Origin of the sequence: Paenibacillus vulneris, from assembly GCF_039543185.1 — a bacterium.
Classification (GTDB): Bacteria; Bacillota; Bacilli; order Paenibacillales; family NBRC-103111; genus Paenibacillus_S; species Paenibacillus_S vulneris.
This window is the reverse complement of the sequence record NZ_BAABJG010000055.1, coordinates 76,305-95,521: the sequence shown is the minus strand read 5'-3', so window position 1 is coordinate 95,521 and position 19,217 is coordinate 76,305. Positions and strand designations below refer to the sequence as shown.

At 47.8% G+C, this 19,217-nt stretch carries 16 protein-coding genes, 1 pseudogene and 1 other annotated feature; of the genes and pseudogenes, 14 read left to right on the top strand and 3 right to left on the bottom strand.

Features of this window, described 5'->3' with window-relative positions:
* Positions 1-15 precede the first annotated feature (15 nt).
* Positions 16-1,800 (bottom strand): ABC transporter ATP-binding protein, encoded by a 1,785-nt coding sequence (locus ABEA66_RS33280; RefSeq protein WP_179135908.1) that lies wholly within the window; start codon positions 1,798-1,800, stop codon positions 16-18.
* A 309-nt stretch (positions 1,801-2,109) separates the two neighbouring features.
* Between ABEA66_RS33280 and ABEA66_RS33275 the strand changes: the two genes are divergently transcribed.
* The 9 genes from ABEA66_RS33275 (at position 2,110) to leuA (ending at position 12,229) form a co-directional block, all read left to right on the top strand.
* Positions 2,110-3,540 (top strand): serine hydrolase domain-containing protein, encoded by a 1,431-nt coding sequence (locus ABEA66_RS33275; RefSeq protein WP_345594395.1) that lies wholly within the window; start codon positions 2,110-2,112, stop codon positions 3,538-3,540.
* A gap of 172 nt (positions 3,541-3,712) precedes the next feature.
* Positions 3,713-4,630 (top strand): NAD(P)-dependent oxidoreductase, encoded by a 918-nt coding sequence (locus tag ABEA66_RS33270; RefSeq protein ID WP_079909335.1) that lies wholly within the window; start codon positions 3,713-3,715, stop codon positions 4,628-4,630.
* A 209-nt stretch (positions 4,631-4,839) separates the two neighbouring features.
* Complete coding sequence (locus ABEA66_RS33265) at positions 4,840-6,297, top strand: MDR family MFS transporter (RefSeq protein ID WP_345594391.1); 1,458 nt, start codon at positions 4,840-4,842, stop codon at positions 6,295-6,297.
* Positions 6,298-6,455: 158 nt separating this feature from the next.
* Positions 6,456-6,749 carry a hypothetical protein gene (locus ABEA66_RS33260; RefSeq protein ID WP_345594388.1) on the top strand — a complete coding sequence of 98 codons (294 nt, stop codon included), beginning with the start codon at positions 6,456-6,458 and terminating at the stop codon, positions 6,747-6,749.
* Between the two features lie 35 nt (positions 6,750-6,784).
* Positions 6,785-7,483 carry a hypothetical protein gene (locus ABEA66_RS33255; protein WP_345594386.1) on the top strand — a complete coding sequence of 233 codons (699 nt, stop codon included), beginning with the start codon at positions 6,785-6,787 and terminating at the stop codon, positions 7,481-7,483.
* A 166-nt stretch (positions 7,484-7,649) separates the two neighbouring features.
* A complete protein-coding gene (locus ABEA66_RS33250; protein ID WP_345594384.1) occupies positions 7,650-8,606 on the top strand; it encodes an ATP-binding protein in 957 nt (318 codons plus the stop codon).
* Between the two features lie 23 nt (positions 8,607-8,629).
* The gene (locus ABEA66_RS33245) at positions 8,630-9,496 is read left to right on the top strand and encodes a tetratricopeptide repeat protein (RefSeq protein WP_345594382.1); all 867 of its coding nucleotides are present in this window, start codon (positions 8,630-8,632) and stop codon (positions 9,494-9,496) included.
* 94 nt (positions 9,497-9,590) lie between these two features.
* Positions 9,591-10,124 carry a DinB family protein gene (locus ABEA66_RS33240; protein ID WP_079909339.1) on the top strand — a complete coding sequence of 178 codons (534 nt, stop codon included), beginning with the start codon at positions 9,591-9,593 and terminating at the stop codon, positions 10,122-10,124.
* Between the two features lie 86 nt (positions 10,125-10,210).
* Positions 10,211-10,475 (top strand) — a binding site (T-box leader).
* Positions 10,476-10,558: 83 nt separating this feature from the next.
* On the top strand, positions 10,559-12,229 hold the full coding sequence (gene leuA / locus ABEA66_RS33235) for a 2-isopropylmalate synthase (RefSeq protein ID WP_079909340.1): 1,671 nt from the start codon (positions 10,559-10,561) through the stop codon (positions 12,227-12,229).
* A gap of 175 nt (positions 12,230-12,404) precedes the next feature.
* Here leuA and ABEA66_RS33230 read toward each other — a convergent pair whose 3' ends face one another.
* Both ABEA66_RS33230 and ABEA66_RS33225 read right to left on the bottom strand, forming a co-directional pair.
* Positions 12,405-12,971: a UbiX family flavin prenyltransferase gene (locus ABEA66_RS33230; RefSeq protein WP_345594377.1), complete on the bottom strand. Its 567-nt coding sequence runs from the start codon at positions 12,969-12,971 to the stop codon at positions 12,405-12,407.
* A 33-nt stretch (positions 12,972-13,004) separates the two neighbouring features.
* Positions 13,005-13,364, bottom strand: a complete 360-nt coding sequence (locus ABEA66_RS33225) for a hypothetical protein (RefSeq protein WP_345594375.1) — start codon at positions 13,362-13,364, stop codon at positions 13,005-13,007.
* A 212-nt stretch (positions 13,365-13,576) separates the two neighbouring features.
* On the opposite strand from ABEA66_RS33225, the gene ABEA66_RS33220 reads away from it, so the two are divergent.
* The 5 genes and pseudogenes from ABEA66_RS33220 (at position 13,577) to ABEA66_RS33195 (ending at position 19,136) form a co-directional block, all read left to right on the top strand.
* Positions 13,577-14,344: an ABC transporter ATP-binding protein gene (locus ABEA66_RS33220; RefSeq protein ID WP_345594373.1), complete on the top strand. Its 768-nt coding sequence runs from the start codon at positions 13,577-13,579 to the stop codon at positions 14,342-14,344.
* Positions 14,331-16,477: pseudogene (locus ABEA66_RS36475) on the top strand (ABC transporter permease). The gene ABEA66_RS33220 and the pseudogene ABEA66_RS36475 overlap by 14 nt, the downstream one beginning before the upstream one ends.
* Positions 16,478-16,502: 25 nt before the next feature.
* Positions 16,503-16,874: a YxeA family protein gene (locus tag ABEA66_RS33205; protein WP_345594367.1), complete on the top strand. Its 372-nt coding sequence runs from the start codon at positions 16,503-16,505 to the stop codon at positions 16,872-16,874.
* A 139-nt stretch (positions 16,875-17,013) separates the two neighbouring features.
* Entirely contained in the window at positions 17,014-17,730 is a 717-nt protein-coding gene (locus ABEA66_RS33200) for a response regulator transcription factor (protein WP_345594365.1), read from the top strand.
* Positions 17,727-19,136, top strand: a complete 1,410-nt coding sequence (locus ABEA66_RS33195) for a sensor histidine kinase (protein WP_345594363.1) — start codon at positions 17,727-17,729, stop codon at positions 19,134-19,136. The genes ABEA66_RS33200 and ABEA66_RS33195 overlap by 4 nt, the downstream gene beginning before the upstream one ends.
* Positions 19,137-19,217: the final 81 nt, after the last annotated feature.

Below are 19,217 nucleotides of genomic sequence, written 5' to 3'. Positions count from 1 at the left end.
GCAAGCCTCCTTTCTCTACGGATTTCCGGCTGCCGTACGGGATTCAAGCTCGTAGAGCCAGCCCTTGCTGCCGACCAGCTCGTCATAGGTGCCTGATTCCGCGGCCACTCCGTCCTTGATCACGATAATCCGGTCATAATGACGAACGGTTGACAGACGATGGGCAACAGCTACAGTTGTGCGTCCCCGCATTAAAGTATCAAGCGCTTTTAGCACTTCAATTTCACTCACATTGTCCAGCGCTGAGGTCGCTTCGTCCAATAAGATAATCCTCGGATTTTTAATGAACATCCTCGCTATGGAGATCCTCTGTCTTTGGCCGCCGGACAGCTTGACGCCTCTTTCACCGACCGGCGTATCGTAGCCATCCTTCAGCTGCATGATGAAGTCATGGGCATTAGCTGCCTGAGCGGCTTCCACAACCTGTTCGTCAGTAGCTTCCGGGGAGCCGAAGCGGATATTGTCGCGTATCGTAGACCCGAATAAATAAGTTTCCTGAAATACATATCCGATGGAATCCCGCAGCTGAGATAACGAAAGCTGGTGCAGCGGTACGCCATCCAGGTAGATCTCGCCGCCGACGGGATCATAGAACCTTCCTATCAGCTTGAGCAGGGTGGATTTGCCGTTACCTGTCGGTCCGACAAAGGCGATCCGTTCACCAGCGTGAACATGGAGATAGAAGCCTTTGAGTATTTCCCTGCTGCCATAGCCAAAATGGACATCCCGGAACTTGAGCTCTCCACGAACGGAAGGAAGGATGACGGGCTCCTTCGGGTCTTCTACATCGGGGTGAAGCGCCATGAAATCTTTAATTTTCTCGCCTTGATGAAGAACAAGGCTTTGATCGACCAGGATCTGAACGATCTGCGCCGAGTTCTGATTCATCATCTGGTAATACATGACGAAGGCGACAAATTCACCGACCGTCAGCATCCCGTTCCGGTTCAGATAAGTTCCGCAAATAAACATAACGAGCATGCCGGCAAACGAGGACAGCTGCCGGGATAAGGCGCGGGCGCCTCGAAAAATAAACTGCTTTTTTTGACTGGTATTAAAATGCTCATGCTTCTCGTCGTAACGTTCCAAGTCCCAAGCTTCGCGCTGGTAAGCACGCATCTCGGTCAGCCCGGAAATACTCTCGTATATTTTCCGGTTCCATTCGGTACGGCGCTCCCTGGCGATTTTGCCCCAATAAGCCGTTTTCTTTTGCAAAAAAGGTCCGATCAAATAATAGAGAAAAAAACATGGCATCGTGACAAGCATTAGGATTGCGTTGGTATGAATGACAAAGCCGAAGGCTACCAGCATCATAAGCCCACTGTTAACCAGATTGGGGAAGTGCCGCTGATAAATTCCTTGAACGGATTGTACGTCCGTATTGAGCAAGGACAGGGTCTCTCCCACGCCATGCTTTTCGTAGTAGGAAAAGCCAAGCCGGCGCAGCTGCTTCATACAAGCATACTGCAAATCCCTCGATGCTTTCTCGCGCACAAGCCGGGAGAGCAGGTTGTTAGCCGCCATGGCGCCGAACATGCAGATGAGCACGCCGACCAGAACCAGCACGATGTACCGGAATCTCTCCAAGTCCCTGGCCATAATGATATTATCGATAATATACTGCAGTACACGGAATATCCCCATTTGAGACAGGGAGATAATCAAGCCGCAAATAATGAATAAGGTCATCTGCCAAGCATAAGGCTTCATATAGGATAGCAGCCACATATAAACACCGAAATAATACCTGCCGTTTTTCTTCGCTTCAGCCTTTACCCGCTGATCCTCCAATGCTTCCAATCCCATTCCCTCTTTCTGTAAACGTTATCCATTCTTATTATCGTTGGCTTTGCCTGTACTGTCTATCTTATAATTTATCAGGAATTACCTGTGACAGGCCGTATGAGACCGTTTTCATACATCATCCCTATTGTATAGTAATTTAATGGGATATTTCACCATAATGGGGGTGAACAAGCGGAATTAGGAAGAGGAATGAACAAATACACGAAATTTTTCACGTTTTCCAGCGGATTGGACTAAAGATTCTTCACTTTTTCCGTAGTATAATGAAAAACCGGAACCGGGACAATGAAAGGGGAAGATGGTATGGAGAACATAACGGAGCTGGCGAGGGTTCAACCGGAGTCAGTTGGCATCTGCTCTAAGGCAATTATCGACTTTATAGATAGCATTCAGGAGAAACAAATTCACCTTCACAGCTTTGCTGTGCTGCGATATGGGAAGGTAGCGGCGGAAGGGTATTATAAGCCTTACAGTGCGGGGCAGCTTCATCAAGCTTTTTCGGTAAGCAAAAGCGTAACGTCGGCCGCCATCGGCATCGCCATAGGGGAAGGGCTGCTCACTTTGGAGGATGCTGTTGCCGATTATTTTCCCGAGAAGCTGGCAAGTGAGGTTCATCCTTACATAAGAATGATGCGGATCAAGCATCTGTTGGCCATGCAGACCGCTCATGCCAAATCAACCAATACCCAGGTGCAGGATTGGGTAGAGTCCTTTCTAAATACCAAGCCGAGCCATCCTCCGGGGACCAGCTTTGCTTATGACACGACGGGGACGCATACCTTGTGTGCCATCCTGCAAAAAGTGACCGGAATGACGGTCCATGATTATTTGAGAACAAGACTTTTTGACCCTATCGGTATAGGGGAGATTGAATGGGAGAGCTGCCCTCTGGGAATCAACAAAGGGGGAAGCGGCATCAAATGCACAACGGATGATTTGGCCAGATTCGGCCAGCTTTATTTGCAGCAAGGAATTTGGGAGGATAAGCGGGTACTCCCTGAAGGCTGGGTAGAGCTTAGCACCGCCAAACATGCTGATACGAACAATGCCAAAATGCTTCTGGACGGGCCATTGGGGTATGGCTACCAGTTTTGGCGGACCCGTTACAATTCCTATAGTGCGTTCGGTGCCGGAGGCCAGCTTGTCGTAGTGATTCCCGAGAAGGAGGCTGTCTTCGTATCGACAGCGAATACGATGAAATACCGTGACGGTCAGCAGCAAATACTCGATAGCTTATGGGAAACGCTGTATCCTGCGATACAAGATGAGGCGCTTCCAGAAGACGGCAGTACTTATACGTCGCTAATCACAAAATTGGACAAGTTAACTCTGACGATGCCAAGGGGCAAGATAAGCTCTCTGATGATGGAGGCGTTAACGGGCAAACGAATCGAGCTGGACAGCAACGCGTTTGATTTCGAGGCATGCGAATTTCATTTTGCAGAGGAAAGCGGCTGTCTGAGCTTTTATGGCAAGGAGCAGCGTCTCGATCTGGATTTTGGCTTAATGGATTGGCGAAGCGGGAAGGACCCGTTCCTGGGACTGGATGGCTTTAGCGCAGGAGCTTGGACCGATGAGAAGACCCTAGTCATTCAGACGACCCTATTTGAACTGACGCAGGAATTTACTCTTACCTGCGGATGGGAGCAGGGGCTTCTGAGCATACAAGTGGTGCCTGCAGGCTTCTATTATAAAGATCAGGTCGAATATTTGAATGAACGGTTCTCCATATAAAGGGGTCTGGGCTGCATGGAGCAAAGCGGCCCTCTCCTTCAGAAACGCTGCTTGCGATTGCAAGGGCGTTTTTTTGGGTCCCGAGTGCAGGAGAAGCGGGTAAAACCTGGTAGTTAAATCGTGTTATAATGAAGAGGCAGACGACAAGTTACAATAGGAGGCAGTGCATATTATGACTATGAAAGTTGCATTTATCGGGCTTGGCACGATGGGGAAGCCAATGAGCATGAATCTACATAAAGCGGGATTCCCGCTGATCGTTTATAATAGGAACCGGGAGCGGGCGTCGTCGTTTGAGGGGCTGGATGCGGTGACCATCGCAGCTTCTCCGGCGGAGGCAGCGGCGCAGGCCGATATCGTGATCACCATGCTTACCGACGACTCGGCGGTAGAGCAAGTCTACCTGGGCGAGAACGGAATTCTGTCCGTGTGCCAATCCAATGCCGGCACCAAGCCGCGGATCGTTATGGATTGCAGCACGATTTATCCGGTGACCAGCCAAATGCTGGCTGAGAAGCTGTCCGCAGCCGGCGTCGACATGCTGGATGCTCCCGTCACCGGCAGCGAACCGCAAGCTATCGAAGGCGTACTGACATTCATCGTCGGCGGCAAGCGCGAAGCCTATGAGGCTTGCTTACCGCTGTTCGACGCCATGGGCAAAAAAGCCGTCTACATGGGAGCAAGCGGGGCAGGGGCGAATGCCAAGCTGGCCAACAATATGCTCGTTGCAGCGAATTTGACGGCATTGGCGGAAAGCTTGATGCTGGTTCAAAAATCCGGCGGCGACCCGGAGCTGTTCCTCGAGGTCTTGGCTGGCGGGGGAGGACGAAGCGGAATGGCCGAGATGAAGGGGCCGAAAATATTGGGAAGAGATTTTTCCGCCCAATTCATGACGCAGCTGATGTTTAAAGATTTGAAGCTGGCCGGACGTCTCGCCGAATCGCTTCAGGTGCCGGTACCGATGCAAGCCTCCGTTCAGCAAATCTTCCAAATTGCTTGCAACAGCGGCTGGGGCGCGGAGGATATGAGCGCGATTGCCAAATGCTACGAAGCATGGACCCATTCAACGATCGGCAGCCGGGAATCATAATAAATGGAGAAATAAAGGACCGCAGGGCCATTGGCTTTGCGGTCCTGTTTGAATTACAGGCTTTATAGTTTTCGTGGCTCGCTGCATAAAATGAAAATTAATTTCCGTTTACATTCAGTTTAAAATAGCAATGTAAGATAAAGGCAATTCTTGAATTGAGGTGATTTGCCATTTTACAATCAAACAACAAAACCTTGGTACTGGTCGGTTTGATGCTGGGACTAATCTTTGCGGAATTGGATGAAACCATCGTATCGACCGCCATGCCGACGATTATTCGTGAGCTGCACGGGTTATCATTGTATGGATGGGTCGCGGGAATCTATATGCTTGCCGTTACCATGTTCATGCCCATAATAGGCAAGCTGGCCGATATTTACGGACGCAAAAGGGTCTACTTGATCTGCATGGGGCTATTTATCACTGGGTCCATTGTAAGCGGTATGGCGGCTTCCATGACTTGGCTCCTGATAGGACGAGGGATTCAGGGAATCGGCGCCGGAGGGCTCATGCCCTTGGCCCTGGTCATTCTCGGAGAGACTTATCCGTTGGAGCAGCGAGCCAAGATTCAAAGTCTCATCGGCCCTCTGATGATTCTTCCGCAGCTTCTGGGACCTACCGTGGGAGGTTATCTGGTTGGAAACATGAGCTGGCATTGGGTGTTTCTGATTAACATTCCCGTCGGATTGTTAGCTGCGGCGGTGCTGACGATTGGAATGAAGGAATCAAGAGGAGAAGAGAAGCGTTCCGTAGATTGGTTCGGAGCGGCGACGCTTGTGCTCGGACTATTCTCGCTTCTGCTTGCCCCGGTATTGATTGATAATCAGGGGTACACCTGGTCTTCACCGGTCATCATCGGATTATTGTCGCTGTCCTTGCTCTTGTTCGGATTGTTTGTCCTGATCGAATCAAGAGTTCAAGAGCCTATGATTCCGCTGAGTTTGTTTACCAATAGAAATGTGGTCGTCTTGTCCATTCTCGTGTTTATCCTGACGATGGGAATCATGGGCGGCATAGCGTCTTTCCCGTTCTTCGCCCAGAATGTCATGGGTCTTTCACCGACAGCTTCCGGTTATTTAACTCTGGCCTTCATGGCGGGGGCCATTCCGTCCAGCATTGTGAACGGGTTTCTGATTACACGGGTCGCTTATCGTCAGCTATTTATCGTATCGTTCCTGCTTCCGGTTATCGGCTTCTTTCTGCTGATGCAGATTCAGGTCAGTACGACCGTATGGTTCATCATCGTCAGCTTCTTTATTCTTGGCGTGGGCCTAGGAGCGCTTTTCGGCGGAGATAACCTTATTGTTCAGGAATCGGTTGATTCCAGGGATAGCGGAATTGCACTATCGACAGTTCAGCTGTTTCAATCATTGGGCGCGACGATTGGATTGAGCGTTTTTGGCAGTATGCTGTCCCGAAATATTAAGAACGGCGTTGCCGGACTTAGCGATCAGCTTCCCCCGGGTACTGCCGAGCATATCGAAACGGGGGGTATTCCGGCGGGAATCTCACCGGCACTGGTGACACAAGTGAAGGAAGCTTTTGCTCATGCATTTCAGCACATGTTCTCCATCTCCTTCGGCTTCGTCATAGCTGCATTTTTTGTCTGCTGGTTTTTGAAAAAAGAGGTTTTATCCAAAAAAGAAAAGGAGACCGCGGGCGCATAATGCGCAGCGGTTTTTCTTACGGAAGGACGTCGATAAGCGGTTTTCTCTTTTGTCTCATGCAGCACCTAATTGCCCATGTCCAAGTACCTATTTCGCGAAAATACATTGCTACTCCTCTCACGATGCTTTATAATAGCAATACAATTGGAGGGGAACGTATGAGCGTATATCAAACAGAAAAAGAGAAGCATTTACAAATGACTTATAAAAATAATGTGGTCATAGCGATGGATGGGAACAAAATGATTGTCGTACATAGTAAACGTTCCGTGAAGCCGCTGCTGCCGTTTGAAATATCCAAAGAAGTGCTTGAACATTGGAAGCAGAGGGATAACCGGATTGCTGTGACCGATACGCCTTTTAAGGATCTGTATTCCACTGCTTTTCATCGCCCGGACAGTGCGCTGGTGTATGTTTCGGACTTTAATGCTATAGAATTTAGTGAATGCTAAGAACAGGGCTCTTATCATCGTAAGGGGGCAGTCATATGAAACAAGCTGCTGCCGGTATTGCGCTGTTCACATTGGCAGGCATCGCGACAGCCCCCGGGTTTATGGACCCTTTCCGCGAGGAGTTGTCCTCTGAGCTGCGTAATCGTGGTTATCGCGTCGTATCGAAGTCCGTCTACCCATTCGGAGATTGGTCGCAGCGTTTGGTGCGTCAATTGGCGGCGATATTTCGCGATTTGACGGATATTCAGGAGCGATTGTGGTCCTCGATCGGAGCGGGAGCTGTCCGGGAGGCCGTATGGGAAGCGGCACAATCTGGCTGTACCGTGTTGTTAGTCGGGCATAGCGGCGGTGGCGTGAGTGCCGTTCAGCTCGCACGTCAGCTGACGAAGGCAGGCTACGGTTCACCGCTTGTCGTTCAGATCGGCTCTCCCAAATGCCCTGTTTCCTCCGAGCTGAAGGACCGCGTGCTTTATCTGTCCGCCATGGGAAGCGGAGGGAAGAAAGATCCGGTCTCCCGATTGGGACGCTGGGGCGGCTGGGTGCGCCAGTTTGGACGCGTCAAGCTTTGGAAATCGGTTGCTTATTCGCCAGGCGAGATTGTTGAGATCCCTCTAGTCGGGAACCACCCGGATTATTTTCGTACGCAAGCCCCTTATGTGAATGAAACTGGCGATACGAACATGACCGTGACGCTACGTCCGATCTTATCCTGGCTGGACCGCAAGCTACCCTGACGAAAAGTACTTTTTGCTGAGTACTTCATCGTAATGAATTGCTGATTATAGGAGGATGCCATAAGCGCATGCTCCTATTTTGCTATTGAGAAATCTGCAGATAGACCTAGTCGACAACAGGTAGAAATATGGTAAAATTATCATCATTGATAATGGGAGGGAAACTATGTCAGACCATGATGAAGTGAATGAAAGGCGCCGCAATAAATTAAAACTCATTCAATTTAATAACGATAGCCACTCTTTGGTAGAGTCTGAGAAGCCGAAAGAAACATTTGAAGACGTCGGCGGATTGGATGAAGTAAAGAAGAAAATCCGCATGAGCTTCATTCTGCCTTTGAAGCAGCCGGAGGTATTCGCCGCGTACGGGAAGGAAGCGGGAGGAAGCTTGCTGCTGTACGGCCCTCCGGGATGCGGCAAGACGTTCCTCGCCCGGGCGGTGGCGGGTGAAATCGATGCCAATTTCATGCATATCGAGCTTCAGGCCATTCTTTCGATGTATGTCGGCCAGAGCGAGCATAACCTGCATGATATATTCCAGAAGGCGCGGGAAAACAAGCCTTGCGTCATTTTTATTGACGAGCTGGATGCCATGGGCGGCAGCCGCCATCAAATGAGGCAGCATCATGATCGTATGCTGGTGAATCAGCTGCTATTGGAGCTGGACGGATTACAAGCCAATAACGACAACGTATTCGTGATCGGAGCAACCAACACTCCATGGTATCTGGATTCAGCCCTGCGCCGCCCGGGCCGATTCAATCACCTTGTCTTCGTACCTCCTCCGGAGGAAGCGGAGCGGCAGACGATACTTCAGCTAAAATTAGCCGGAAAACCGGCCGAATCCCTGAATTTAGCCAAAATTGCCGCTGAAACGAAGCTGTTTTCCGGTGCGGATTTGGAGCAAATCGTCAAGGATGCGGTTGATTCCGCTATGGAGCGGACTTTCGAGACCGGGGAGATTCAGCCTATCACACAGGAGGATCTAAGAAGGTCAGTAAAATCTAGAAAAGCAACAACGCTGGAATGGTTTGCAACCGCCAAAAATTACGCGACCTTCAGCGATGTGAACCAGGACTACCAAGTAGTTCTGGACTACATCAAAAAGACGGGCATCAAGTAGGCGGACGAGGGGAGGCACTAGCTTTGGAACCATCGATTCAAGCCGCCTTTGCTTCGGCGCATCAATTAATAGTCTGGAAGAGATATAAGGAAGCATTGAATGAAGTAGGAAAAGTGCTTCAGCAGGATGCGGATAATCCGGACGCGTACGCTTTGAATGCTCAAATCTACCTTCTGATGGACGATCATAAGAAGGCGCTCCATTGGGCGAATCAGGCGATTCAACGGGATCCGGAGCACGAGCTGGCCTGGTACGTGCGTGTCGGCGTCTTTTATGAAACGGAGAAAGAAGCGGAATTTCACGAAGCACTCCAGGAAGCCTTGCGCATTGATCCGTATGAGGCGCATTATTATTTTTTGCATGCAAACCGGCTTAATAAAAAGGGTAAATACCAGGAAGCAAAGGAGCAAATGCTGTCCGCCTTGGAGCTTCAACCGGAATCTCCGCTGTATTTGGCCACGCTGAGCTATGTAGAAGCCCTGCTCGGCAACGATGAAATGTCAAGGCAATTGGACCGGCAGGCCATTCAATATGATACGGAAAATGCCTATGTCCTTCTATATCTGGGTTGGGCGGCGTCCAAACGCGGGGATTATGACCTGCAGGAGGCGTATATGCGGAATGCGGTACGGATGAATCCCGAATCGAAGCAATTTCAAGATGAGTATCTGGAGGCTCTTCAGCACCGCTATTTGCTTTATCGTATTTTCCTCTGGCCCGGCAAACTTTTTCGCAGGATGAAGAGTTGGCAAATTTGGCTGTGCTGGGCCTTGGCCTGGCTGTTATTTAAACCGCTTTTACTCGTATTTATCATTCTTTATATAGTCACGCATTGGCTTACCAAAGGGATCGTTCATGTGCGAGTGTTCGGATGGAAGAGACGAAGCTGAGCTCCTGTCATATGCCTTCATACAACTGACATACTGTTGTCAGTAATCATCTTGTACAATGGCATTAACTAGTGAAAAGGAGCTGTCTAATCATATGAACGCAAATGAGATTGTAAATAGCATGGAAACGTTAACCGGTCACTATCTGGAGGAATTAGAGCGCTATCCCTTGGAGCAGCTGAAGCAGCAACCAGGTGAAGAGGAATGGTCTCTCGGACAAATGTACGTACATTTGATCAACTCCGCTCTCTACATGCAGCTTCGAAATGCTGATACATGTTTGACAAGCAAGGAACCGGTTCACACGGGCGAGGGAAAAACGGACGCCGGCAAGGCGGTATTCGATCTGGGCGGATTTCCCCCTATTCAGATTAAGGCTCCGGCATCCCCGCAGTATACGCCTTCCCAGCCGGAAAGCAAGGAACAAATCGTGGATGGGATGCGCGCTGTGATCCGTCGAATGAAGGAATTGGAGCCGCTGCTAGCAGATGCCAATCTAAGTCACACTGCGCAGCATCCAAGACTTGGCGCATTAAATGCTCGTGAATGGTTCGCGCTTGTCGAGATGCACTACCGCCATCATCTGCTTCAAAAAGACCGGTTGAAGGCCTATCTGGCGCGTGTCTAAATATCCCGTTTATCCAATGGAACGGGGATACGTCAGATTACACTTGACACAAATAGTATAGGTGATATAACATTATTCCTAACATTACAAATACGTTGAAAAGGAATAGTACGATTTTCTAAACGAACAGAGAGCTGTTGGATGGTGTGAAACAGCCGTGGGGAATATCGGAACTCGCCTTGGAGTTGCTCGCTGAACCAGTTAAGTAGGTGGAGCCGGAGCCTGACCGTTATCATCAGGAGGATACAAGGGTTATCCGTGCTTGTGAACCCGTATCCGTAGAGGGCATGCCGACTATGGCATGAATTCGGAGTGGTACCGCGTAAGATGTCAAAGTCTTTCGTCTCTGTTTAGTGGAGACGAAAGGCTTTTTTTGCATTCCGTCCGATTATTTGACAATTCAGCGCAGAAATGGATGAAGGGAAGGATAAACCATGAAACATGTTGAAAAGTACGCTAGAGGATATTTTATGCCGCCGGTAACCAGCTTGAATTGGACCAGGAAGGAATATATTACGGAGGCGCCGACCTGGTGCAGCGTTGACCTTCGCGACGGGAATCAGGCATTGATTGTTCCGATGAATTTGGAGGAGAAGCTGGAATACTTCAAGTTGCTTGTAGATATCGGATTCAAGGAGATCGAAGTCGGATTTCCCGCAGCGTCGGAAACGGAATTTACTTTTTTGCGCACCTTGATCGAACAGGAATTGATTCCTGACGATGTAACCATCCAGGTGCTTACCCAGTCCAGAGAGCATATTATCCGCAAAACCTTTGAAGCGCTGAAGGGCGCGAAAAAAGCCGTAGTCCATTTGTACAACTCGACATCCGTGGCACAGCGGGAGCAGGTATTCCGCAAATCCAAGAAAGAAATTATCGATATCGCTTTGACCGGCGCCAAGCTGTTGAAGCAGTGTGCGGAGGAAACCGAGGGGAACTTCCAGTTCCAGTACTCGCCGGAAAGCTTTACAGGTACAGAAATTGATTTTGCGCTGGACATTTGCAATAGCGTGCTCGATGTATGGCAGCCAACAGCGAAGAACCCGGTTATTATTAATCTCCCTGCAACGGTATCCATGTCGATGCCTCACGTATATGCCAGCCAGATCGAGTATATGAGCGAGCACCTGAATTTCCGGGAGCATGTCATTTTGTCGCTCCATCCGCATAATGACAGGGGAACTGGTGTGGCGGATGCGGAGCTCGGGATGCTGGCCGGTGCTCAGCGCGTCGAGGGCACTTTGTTCGGAAACGGGGAAAGAACGGGGAACGTAGACATTGTTACACTGGCCCTGAACATGTATTCCCACGGGGTGGACCCGAAGCTGAATTTTGAGAACATCCCTGCGATCATTTCCGTCTATGAACGATTGACCAAAATGAGAGTGAGCGAAAGACACCCATACGGCGGGGAGCTTGTATTCACTGCTTTCTCCGGCTCGCATCAGGATGCGATTGCTAAAGGAATGAAATGGCGCGAGGAAGAGGAGCCGAAGCATTGGTCGGTCCCTTATCTGCTGATCGATCCCAAGGATATCGGCAGGGAGTATGAAGGCGATATTATCCGCATTAACAGCCAGTCCGGTAAGGGCGGGATCGGATACATTCTGCAGCAAAAGTACGGACTCGACCTCCCTGCGAAAATGCGCGAAAACTTCGGTTACTGCGTTAAGAACGTATCGGATCATCAGCAAAAGGAATTGATGCCTGATGAAATTTACAATATTTTCTTGAAGGAATATGTAAATATCCAATCGCCTGTCGAGTTTGTCAAATACCGTTTTACGGACAATGAAGATTTCCAAACCATCGTCACTATACGGACTGGAAACGAAGTCAAGGAAATTACAGGGACTGGAAACGGAAGACTCGATGCAATCAGCAATGCCTTGCAAACGGATCTTGGAATGAATTATACCGATGTGATCTATAAAGAGCACGCACTGGAAACAGGCTCTAAATCACAAGCTGTATCTTATATTGGAATTACGGCTCCAGACGGTAATGTGCATTGGGGCTGCGGCATTGACGTTGACATTATGACCTCATCTGTAAAAGCTCTGTTTAGTGCTGTGAATCAAATGAGCCGTCATACCAAGGCTTGATTGGATTTAACACAGGGTAGTTAAACCCGGTACCATTCTATAATGAAACAAGGAGCAGCTTAAGTCATATCGCTGCTCCTTGTTTGTTTTTCTAATCATACCATTTCATATCTAAAAATTTCTCTGCTGCTTCTATGCTGCCTTTCATTCAATCCATTCGAATGGATCGAAAATGTTACCTTCTTTCCATTCCGCTCCTTCTCTTAGCACCGGGTATTGGAATGTCAAATTGATCCAAAGCCCGGACGATAATATGATGAATTAATTCGTCGTTAGTTTGAGGATGATTGTAGAACGCCGGCACGGGTGGAAAGATGATCGTTCCCATGCGAGATAAAGCCAACATGTTTTCAAGATGGATATCATTGAGAGGGGTTTCTCGGGTTAACAACATTAGCTTTTTACGCTCTTTTAATATAACATCAGCTGCACGAGTCAATAGATTATCGGCAAGGCCCACACGTATAGAGGCCAAGGTTTTCATGCTGCACGGAGCCACGATCATTCCGTTAACCTGAAAGGATCCGCTCGAAATTTTGGCGCCCAAATCCTTATAGGAATAGGTATAATTAGCAAGCTTTTCAACCTCTTTTGCCGTATAAGGAGTTTCTGCTTGAATCGTCATAGCTGCCCATGCCGACATGACCAAATGGGTCTCCACGTCGGTATCCTGGAGCAGCTCCAAAAGTCGAATTCCAAAAATCGCCCCTGTGGCCCCGGATATTCCTACAATGATTTTCATTTCTTTTTCCTCCTTTCAGCCATCACAATAAAGTTAAAAGCCATAGCTCTCCCAATTATTCAGAATACGATTACGCAGTTCTTCCGGATAGCTTGCAAAAGAAGCTTCGAGTGGCGCATAATCCTTAGGCCATTCGTCTGAAGGAAGGCAATTATAAATTACTTTTGTAGTCAATGCTTCCTTTTTCTCAGCTTGGTCCAAATACGCAACAAGCGGCAAGACCTGCTGCTTGGCCATGACAATAGTTTTATCAGGATGGTGCCGAGTAGCTAACGCCCACACCACCTGATTGATGTTGCTCGGATCAATGTCATCGTTAACGACGATAACCTTCGGTATATAAGAACCGACGTCTATCCAAGGGTTGGAAGCGAAAAACAATAATACACCCATTCCAAAGCTTGTACTCCATATCATGTGGAGTCGGGCTTTTTTATTTGGAATCTTTGTTGTCTCCACAGAGGAATAGGGGATTTGTTAAGGTTCATGAAAGGTTAAGATCATAAGCTTGTAAGGTTCAGCGCTTATACTATCCTTCTGTAATGATTCCATGTCGGAACAATGGTTTCACTTGAATAAAACGACATCATGACGGAGGTAGAAGCATGAACACGATTTTGCAGGCAAAGCATTTGAGAAAAGTATTCGGTACCAAAGGGAATGTATATACCGCCTTGGAGGATATTAATCTGGAGATCCAAGAAGGGGAATTTGTGGGGATTATGGGCCCGTCCGGAGCGGGAAAATCAACGTTATTGAATATCTTTTCTACTATAGATACGCCTTCAGCGGGCGAGATTACGATCGCAGATCAGGATATCGTTCATATGAACGAAGAGCAATTATCCGATTTCCGCAGAAATAAGCTTGGTTTTATATTTCAGGATTACCATTTGCTCGACACGCTGACGGTGAAAGAAAATATATTGCTCCCGCTGGCTTTATCGAAAGTCCCTGCGGACGAAATTGAAGCAAGAGTCCAGCGCATCGCGGAAACCTTCGGAATTCGGGGAATATTGGACAAATACCCGTACCATATTTCGGGAGGACAGAAGCAGCGAACGGCCGCGTCGCGGGCGATCATCACGAATCCAAGCCTGATTCTGGCGGATGAGCCGACCGGAGCGTTGGATTCCAAATCGGCAACCAGCTTGCTGGAAAGCTTGGACAAGCTTAATGACAGCAACCGTTCAACCATTCTGATGGTCACGCATGATGCCTATGCCGCAAGCTTCTGCAAGAGAGTGGTTTTCATCAAAGACGGGCAGCTGTACAAGGAGCTCTTTAGAGAGAACCTGGAGCGCAAAGATTTTTTTCAAGAGATCCTGGCGGTCCTCGCCTCTCTAGGAGGTGGGCATCATGACGCTATTTAGCATTGCCCGGAAAAATATAAAAAACAATTTTACCAACTATTTCGTATACTTTGCATCCATGATTTTCAGCATCCTTACTTACTTCGTCTTTGTTTCCTTAAAGTATGATCAGACGATTCTGGCTTCAACCGGCTCTTCTGTCAAAATCAGCTCTGCATTTAGCAGTGCAGCTGTAGTATTAATGGTTTTTGTGGCGGTCTTCATCTGGTATTCCAATGGTTTTTTTATGCGGAAGCGTAAAAAAGAGGTTGGGCTGTTGTCACTGCTTGGAGTCCGTAAGAAGCAGATAGGGCGGATGCTGTTTTATGAAAATTTCATCATGGGACTTCTGGCGCTGTTGATCGGGATGGCTCTGGGTTCGCTGCTGTCCAAATTTTTCGTTGTTCTTCTTATGAAAGTGATGGGGTACGATGCGATTAATCATTTCACGATTTCATCAGCGGCCATCTTGAATACGGTGATCGTCTTCTTCGTTATCACTTTGCTGACCTCCATTCAAGGATACCGGCTGATTTATCGCTTTCAAATAATCGAGTTGTTTCGCGCAGATCAAGAAGGGGAACAGGAGCCCAAGACCTCCTATGCTATCGCAATTTTATCTGTTCTTCTGATCGGCTTCGGCTATTGGCTCGCACTTCAGAATTTACTGAAATCCCAGGTGTGGGCGGCACTAGGGTTGATGGTAACCCCGCTGGTTATTCTGGTGACCGTGATTCTAGGCACCTATCTATTATTTAACTCTTTAACCGTGGCGCTCCTGAAACTGTCCCAAAGAAATAAAAAGAAGTACTGGAGCGGGATTCGTATGATAGGAATCTCACAGCTTCTGTATCGTATCAAGGGCAATGCAGGAACCTTAACGATGATTGCCGTGCTCAGTGCCACGACGTTGTCGGCTGTTGGAACGGCGTACGGCTTTTATTACAACAACAGAAGCACGGTAGAGCAAGCAAATCCCAATAGCATTATGTTTATTGCGGCAAATAAAGAGGTGGCCGGTAAGGTACAGTCTATTATCGACAAGAGCGGAGAGCATCATGTCTCAGATTGTCGAGAAACCTATAAGGCTTGAACTATTGCTAATATACTACGGTGGGGTATGCCCCTCCAGCCGCTGTTGAAACCCGTGAAAGGGATCAGATTTAGTGGTATTTTCACGGGTTTCAAAGGCGGACGTAAACTCTTCCGAGGAATACCCCACCTCCATATTTAGCAAAGTTCGCGCAAAACTAGGTTTCTCGACAGACTCATGTCTTGTACCACTTAACTGTTCCCGCCATTCAGGCGGATATGATGAAGGCGGATCAGAAGGATATGAATCCGGATAGCGGCTGGTCATACACATTGATATCTAACCGTATGTTTAATCAATTGGCGAGTCAGCAGCAAAGAACGGATTCCCTCAAGCTGCAAGCGAATGAAGCGGTTCTGCTGGATCCGATGTACATGGAGGGGGTATCGCCTCATTACGTCGGCTCCTCCTTCCTGCTGACAAAAGGGAAAACGAAGGAAACGGTAACGTTCAAGGAAATAAAGCAATACAGCGTACTGAATCTTAGTACTGCTTACTCAACGATTGTCATCAGCGATGAGATGTTCTCCCGTTTGGAGCAGCAGCTCACTCCAGATCAGCTGGAAGCGTACAAGATTACTCATGAGGATCATGCCAAACAGCTGACCAAGGAGATTGAGTCGGTACTGCCGGATGACGCTCATTTTTCCAGCTTCTATCGGAACTATGCCTCCGGAATGGAAGGAACGGGATTGCTAATTTTTCTGAGCGGATTCCTGGGACTTGTTTTCCTGGCTGCAACCGGAAGCGTGATTTACTTCAAGCAATTGACCGAAGCGAATGCAGATAAAGGGCGGTACCTGATTTTGCACAAGATCGGTGTAAATAAGAAAGAAATGAAGAGCACGATTGCCAAGCAGGTCTTATTTGTATTTGCCCTTCCTTTAGCAGCTGGGGTTGCCCACTCTGCGGTAGCTTTAACCGCCTTATCCAAGCTATTGCTGACCAATCTGACTATTCCGGTCCTGATCTGCATAGGAGTATATACTTGCATATATATCGCTTACTACTTTTTAACGGTAAATGCTTATTACAAGATTGCTGTAAAAGCGAATCAATAGGATTCCTATTCAAGGGGGAAACGGGATGAAAAAAACGACAGTCATCGCCATCATTGTTGTTGGTATTGCAGCGGTATTGCTGGTGTTGATGCAAAATGGAAATATGAACAGACTCGGTACGGAGTCCTATTATGTCCAAGTGAACGATGGAAAGAAAATAGAGGGAAGTACAAGCACCGGAGAAAAGTACAAAACCTATGAATATACAGTACAAGGATATGATAAACATGGCTCGGTGAAAACCTTAACCTTTACAGCGACAAAAGAGCTGCGAAAGGAAGCGTATTTACGCTTGTATGTCAAAACCAAGGGAGTTAGCTCCTATAAGGAGGTGCAACTGGACGATATCCCTGAAAAGACCAGGATGCTCCTTTCTAATCCGTCCTTGAAGGAATAGCTCCAATGGAACTTGTCAATAAACACGTTCCAGCCGCGATGCATAGGTGCTCTTTTTATGCAAAAGCTATGAAAAAAATCAGCGGATCGTATATAGTATTAGAGAACAGCACGGCAGGATACGGCACGGAGGTGATGGGATGACGCATCCTAAGAAGATTCTGATTATCGACGATGAGGAGGATATTGTACGGCTGCTTCGAACCGTCCTTATGAAAGAAGGGATTGATCCTGTATACTCTGCGGCAACCGCGGCGGAGGGATGGAACCAGTTTCAGGAGAAACAGCCGGATATCGTCCTGTTAGACATTATGCTTCCGGATGGGGAAGGCTATGAGATATGCAAGCAAATTAGAGCCGTTTCGCATGTGCCGATCTTATTTTTATCTGCGAAGACCGAAGAAGTTGATAAAATCCTTGGTCTGGCTATTGGCGGCGACGATTATATAACCAAGCCGTTCAGCCCGAAAGAAGTGGCTTATCGGGTTAAGGCACACCTGAGACGAGCCGATTACAAGCAGATAGAAGAGAAATCAGACCCATTGCTTAAAGCGGGTCCGTTTGAACTGAACGAACAGAAGGTCGAGTTCAGCAAGAATGGGAGGGTCATTGATCTCAAGCCCAAGGAGCTTGGTTTGATCAGTCTCTTTTTGAAGCATCCGAATCAAATCATTAGCAAAGAAACGATCTATGATAAGGTGTGGGGCGAGGATTTCTTTGGTTATGACAATACAGTGATGGTTCACATACGCAGGCTGCGTGAGAAAATGGAGGAGGATCCCTCCAATCCGGTGTATTTGGTCACGGTAAAAGGGTTGGGCTACAAGCTGGTGGTGAAGGATGAGCCAAGCAGATGAAATGGAAGCTGACCGGCCGATTTCTGGTATCCGTCGTTCTTATTGTCATTTTGGTCGTATTTTTCAATATGGTACTTTTACTCGGATTGCTTATAGCCCATTCGGTTATAGGCAGCTCGCTCTTCAACCGGAGTGAAGCCTCTGCGGAGACCATGACCCGGAATTTCGCCGAACAGATCGTTATTGCCAATCATCAGGTTTCACTTACAGATGAAGGGCAGGAAGTGCTACTAAGCAACAAAGCATGGATTCAGGTGCTGGATGAGGATGGACGGCAGGTATTCAGCTATTTAACCCCCGAAGGAGTTAAGGACAAGTATTCGCCGCTGGACATTATCCAAATGTACAAATATAAAGAGATCAATTCTAGTACAACGGTCTACATTGGAGAAAAATCGGCAGAGAACTATAAATACAGTTATTTTATCGGCGTTGAGAATCCTTTTTTGTCCAGGTTCGTTTTGTCGATTGATTACCGTCATGCCGGAAGGTTGTTCAACATAGTCGGCATTCTGGTGCTAACGCTGGACGGTTTGATCGCTTTGTTTATCGGGTATTTGTTCAGCAAAAGATTAACCAAGCCTTTGCACCTTTTAATTAATGGTATCAAAAGCCTCGCAGGCAAGGACTACTCAATCCATTTCACTCAACCGGGGATTTATAAGGATGTATTCATCAATATGAATCACCTGTCAGAAGAACTACAGGCACATGAGAATGAAAGAAAGGCTATGGACCGAATGAAGGAGGAATGGATCGCCAACATTTCCCATGATATTAAAACTCCACTAGCCTCCATTCAAGGGTACGCGGAAATTATGAAGGACCGTGAATACCAATTTTCAATAGATGAGATGCGAGAGTATGCCGGGATCATTGAACGCAAGTCCACGTACTTGAAAGAAGTCATAGACGATCTGAATCTGTCTACCCGGCTGAAGAATAAGCAATGGTCCCTGAATATAAAGAACTTGAACCTTGTAACTCTAATAAGGAATGTAGTCATTGACACATTGAACGATGCCAGGTATTCGGATCGCAGCATCCATTTTCAGTACAGCCAGGATATCATCATGCTGGAGCTGGACGAGATTCTGATGCGTAGAGCAATCAGTAATCTTATCTATAATTCCATCGTTCATAACGATGAGAAGGTTATTATTCATGTTAGCGTGGAACAGGGGCCGAGAACTCTGATCCGCATTGAAGATAACGGGAAAGGCATTAAAGAGGAGGAGCTGGGCAGGATCTTTGACCGCTATTATCGGGGGACCCACACGGGGGAGCTCCATAAAGGCTCGGGGCTTGGCATGGCCATAGCACGCGATATTATTGCAGCTCACGGCGGGGAGATTCAAGTATCAAGTCAACAAGGGCAAGGGACACGTATTCAAATTGTTATCTAAAGCCGCTTTTGCAGCGGCTTTTTTTCGTTCTGCTAATGGCTTCGATAGTTTTGTTCAATCCAGGGAACCATTGTATTGTGA

Bases quoted from the DNA above. Each gene is read 5' to 3' on its own strand.
- ABEA66_RS33275 (WP_345594395.1), top strand. From the start codon at position 2,110: ATGGAGAACATAACGGAGCTGGCGAGGGTTCAACCGGAGTCAGTTGGC.
- ABEA66_RS33270 (WP_079909335.1), top strand. From the start codon at position 3,713: ATGACTATGAAAGTTGCATTTATCGGGCTTGGCACGATGGGGAAGCCA.
- ABEA66_RS33260 (WP_345594388.1), top strand. From the start codon at position 6,456: ATGAGCGTATATCAAACAGAAAAAGAGAAGCATTTACAAATGACTTAT.
- ABEA66_RS33255 (WP_345594386.1), top strand. From the start codon at position 6,785: ATGAAACAAGCTGCTGCCGGTATTGCGCTGTTCACATTGGCAGGCATC.
- ABEA66_RS33250 (WP_345594384.1), top strand. From the start codon at position 7,650: ATGTCAGACCATGATGAAGTGAATGAAAGGCGCCGCAATAAATTAAAA.
- ABEA66_RS33240 (WP_079909339.1), top strand. From the start codon at position 9,591: ATGAACGCAAATGAGATTGTAAATAGCATGGAAACGTTAACCGGTCAC.
- leuA (WP_079909340.1), top strand. From the start codon at position 10,559: ATGAAACATGTTGAAAAGTACGCTAGAGGATATTTTATGCCGCCGGTA.
- ABEA66_RS33230 (WP_345594377.1), bottom strand. From the start codon at position 12,971: ATGAAAATCATTGTAGGAATATCCGGGGCCACAGGGGCGATTTTTGGA.
- ABEA66_RS33225 (WP_345594375.1), bottom strand. From the start codon at position 13,364: ATGGGTGTATTATTGTTTTTCGCTTCCAACCCTTGGATAGACGTCGGT.
- ABEA66_RS33220 (WP_345594373.1), top strand. From the start codon at position 13,577: ATGAACACGATTTTGCAGGCAAAGCATTTGAGAAAAGTATTCGGTACC.
- ABEA66_RS33205 (WP_345594367.1), top strand. From the start codon at position 16,503: ATGAAAAAAACGACAGTCATCGCCATCATTGTTGTTGGTATTGCAGCG.
- ABEA66_RS33200 (WP_345594365.1), top strand. From the start codon at position 17,014: ATGACGCATCCTAAGAAGATTCTGATTATCGACGATGAGGAGGATATT.
- ABEA66_RS33195 (WP_345594363.1), top strand. From the start codon at position 17,727: ATGAAATGGAAGCTGACCGGCCGATTTCTGGTATCCGTCGTTCTTATT.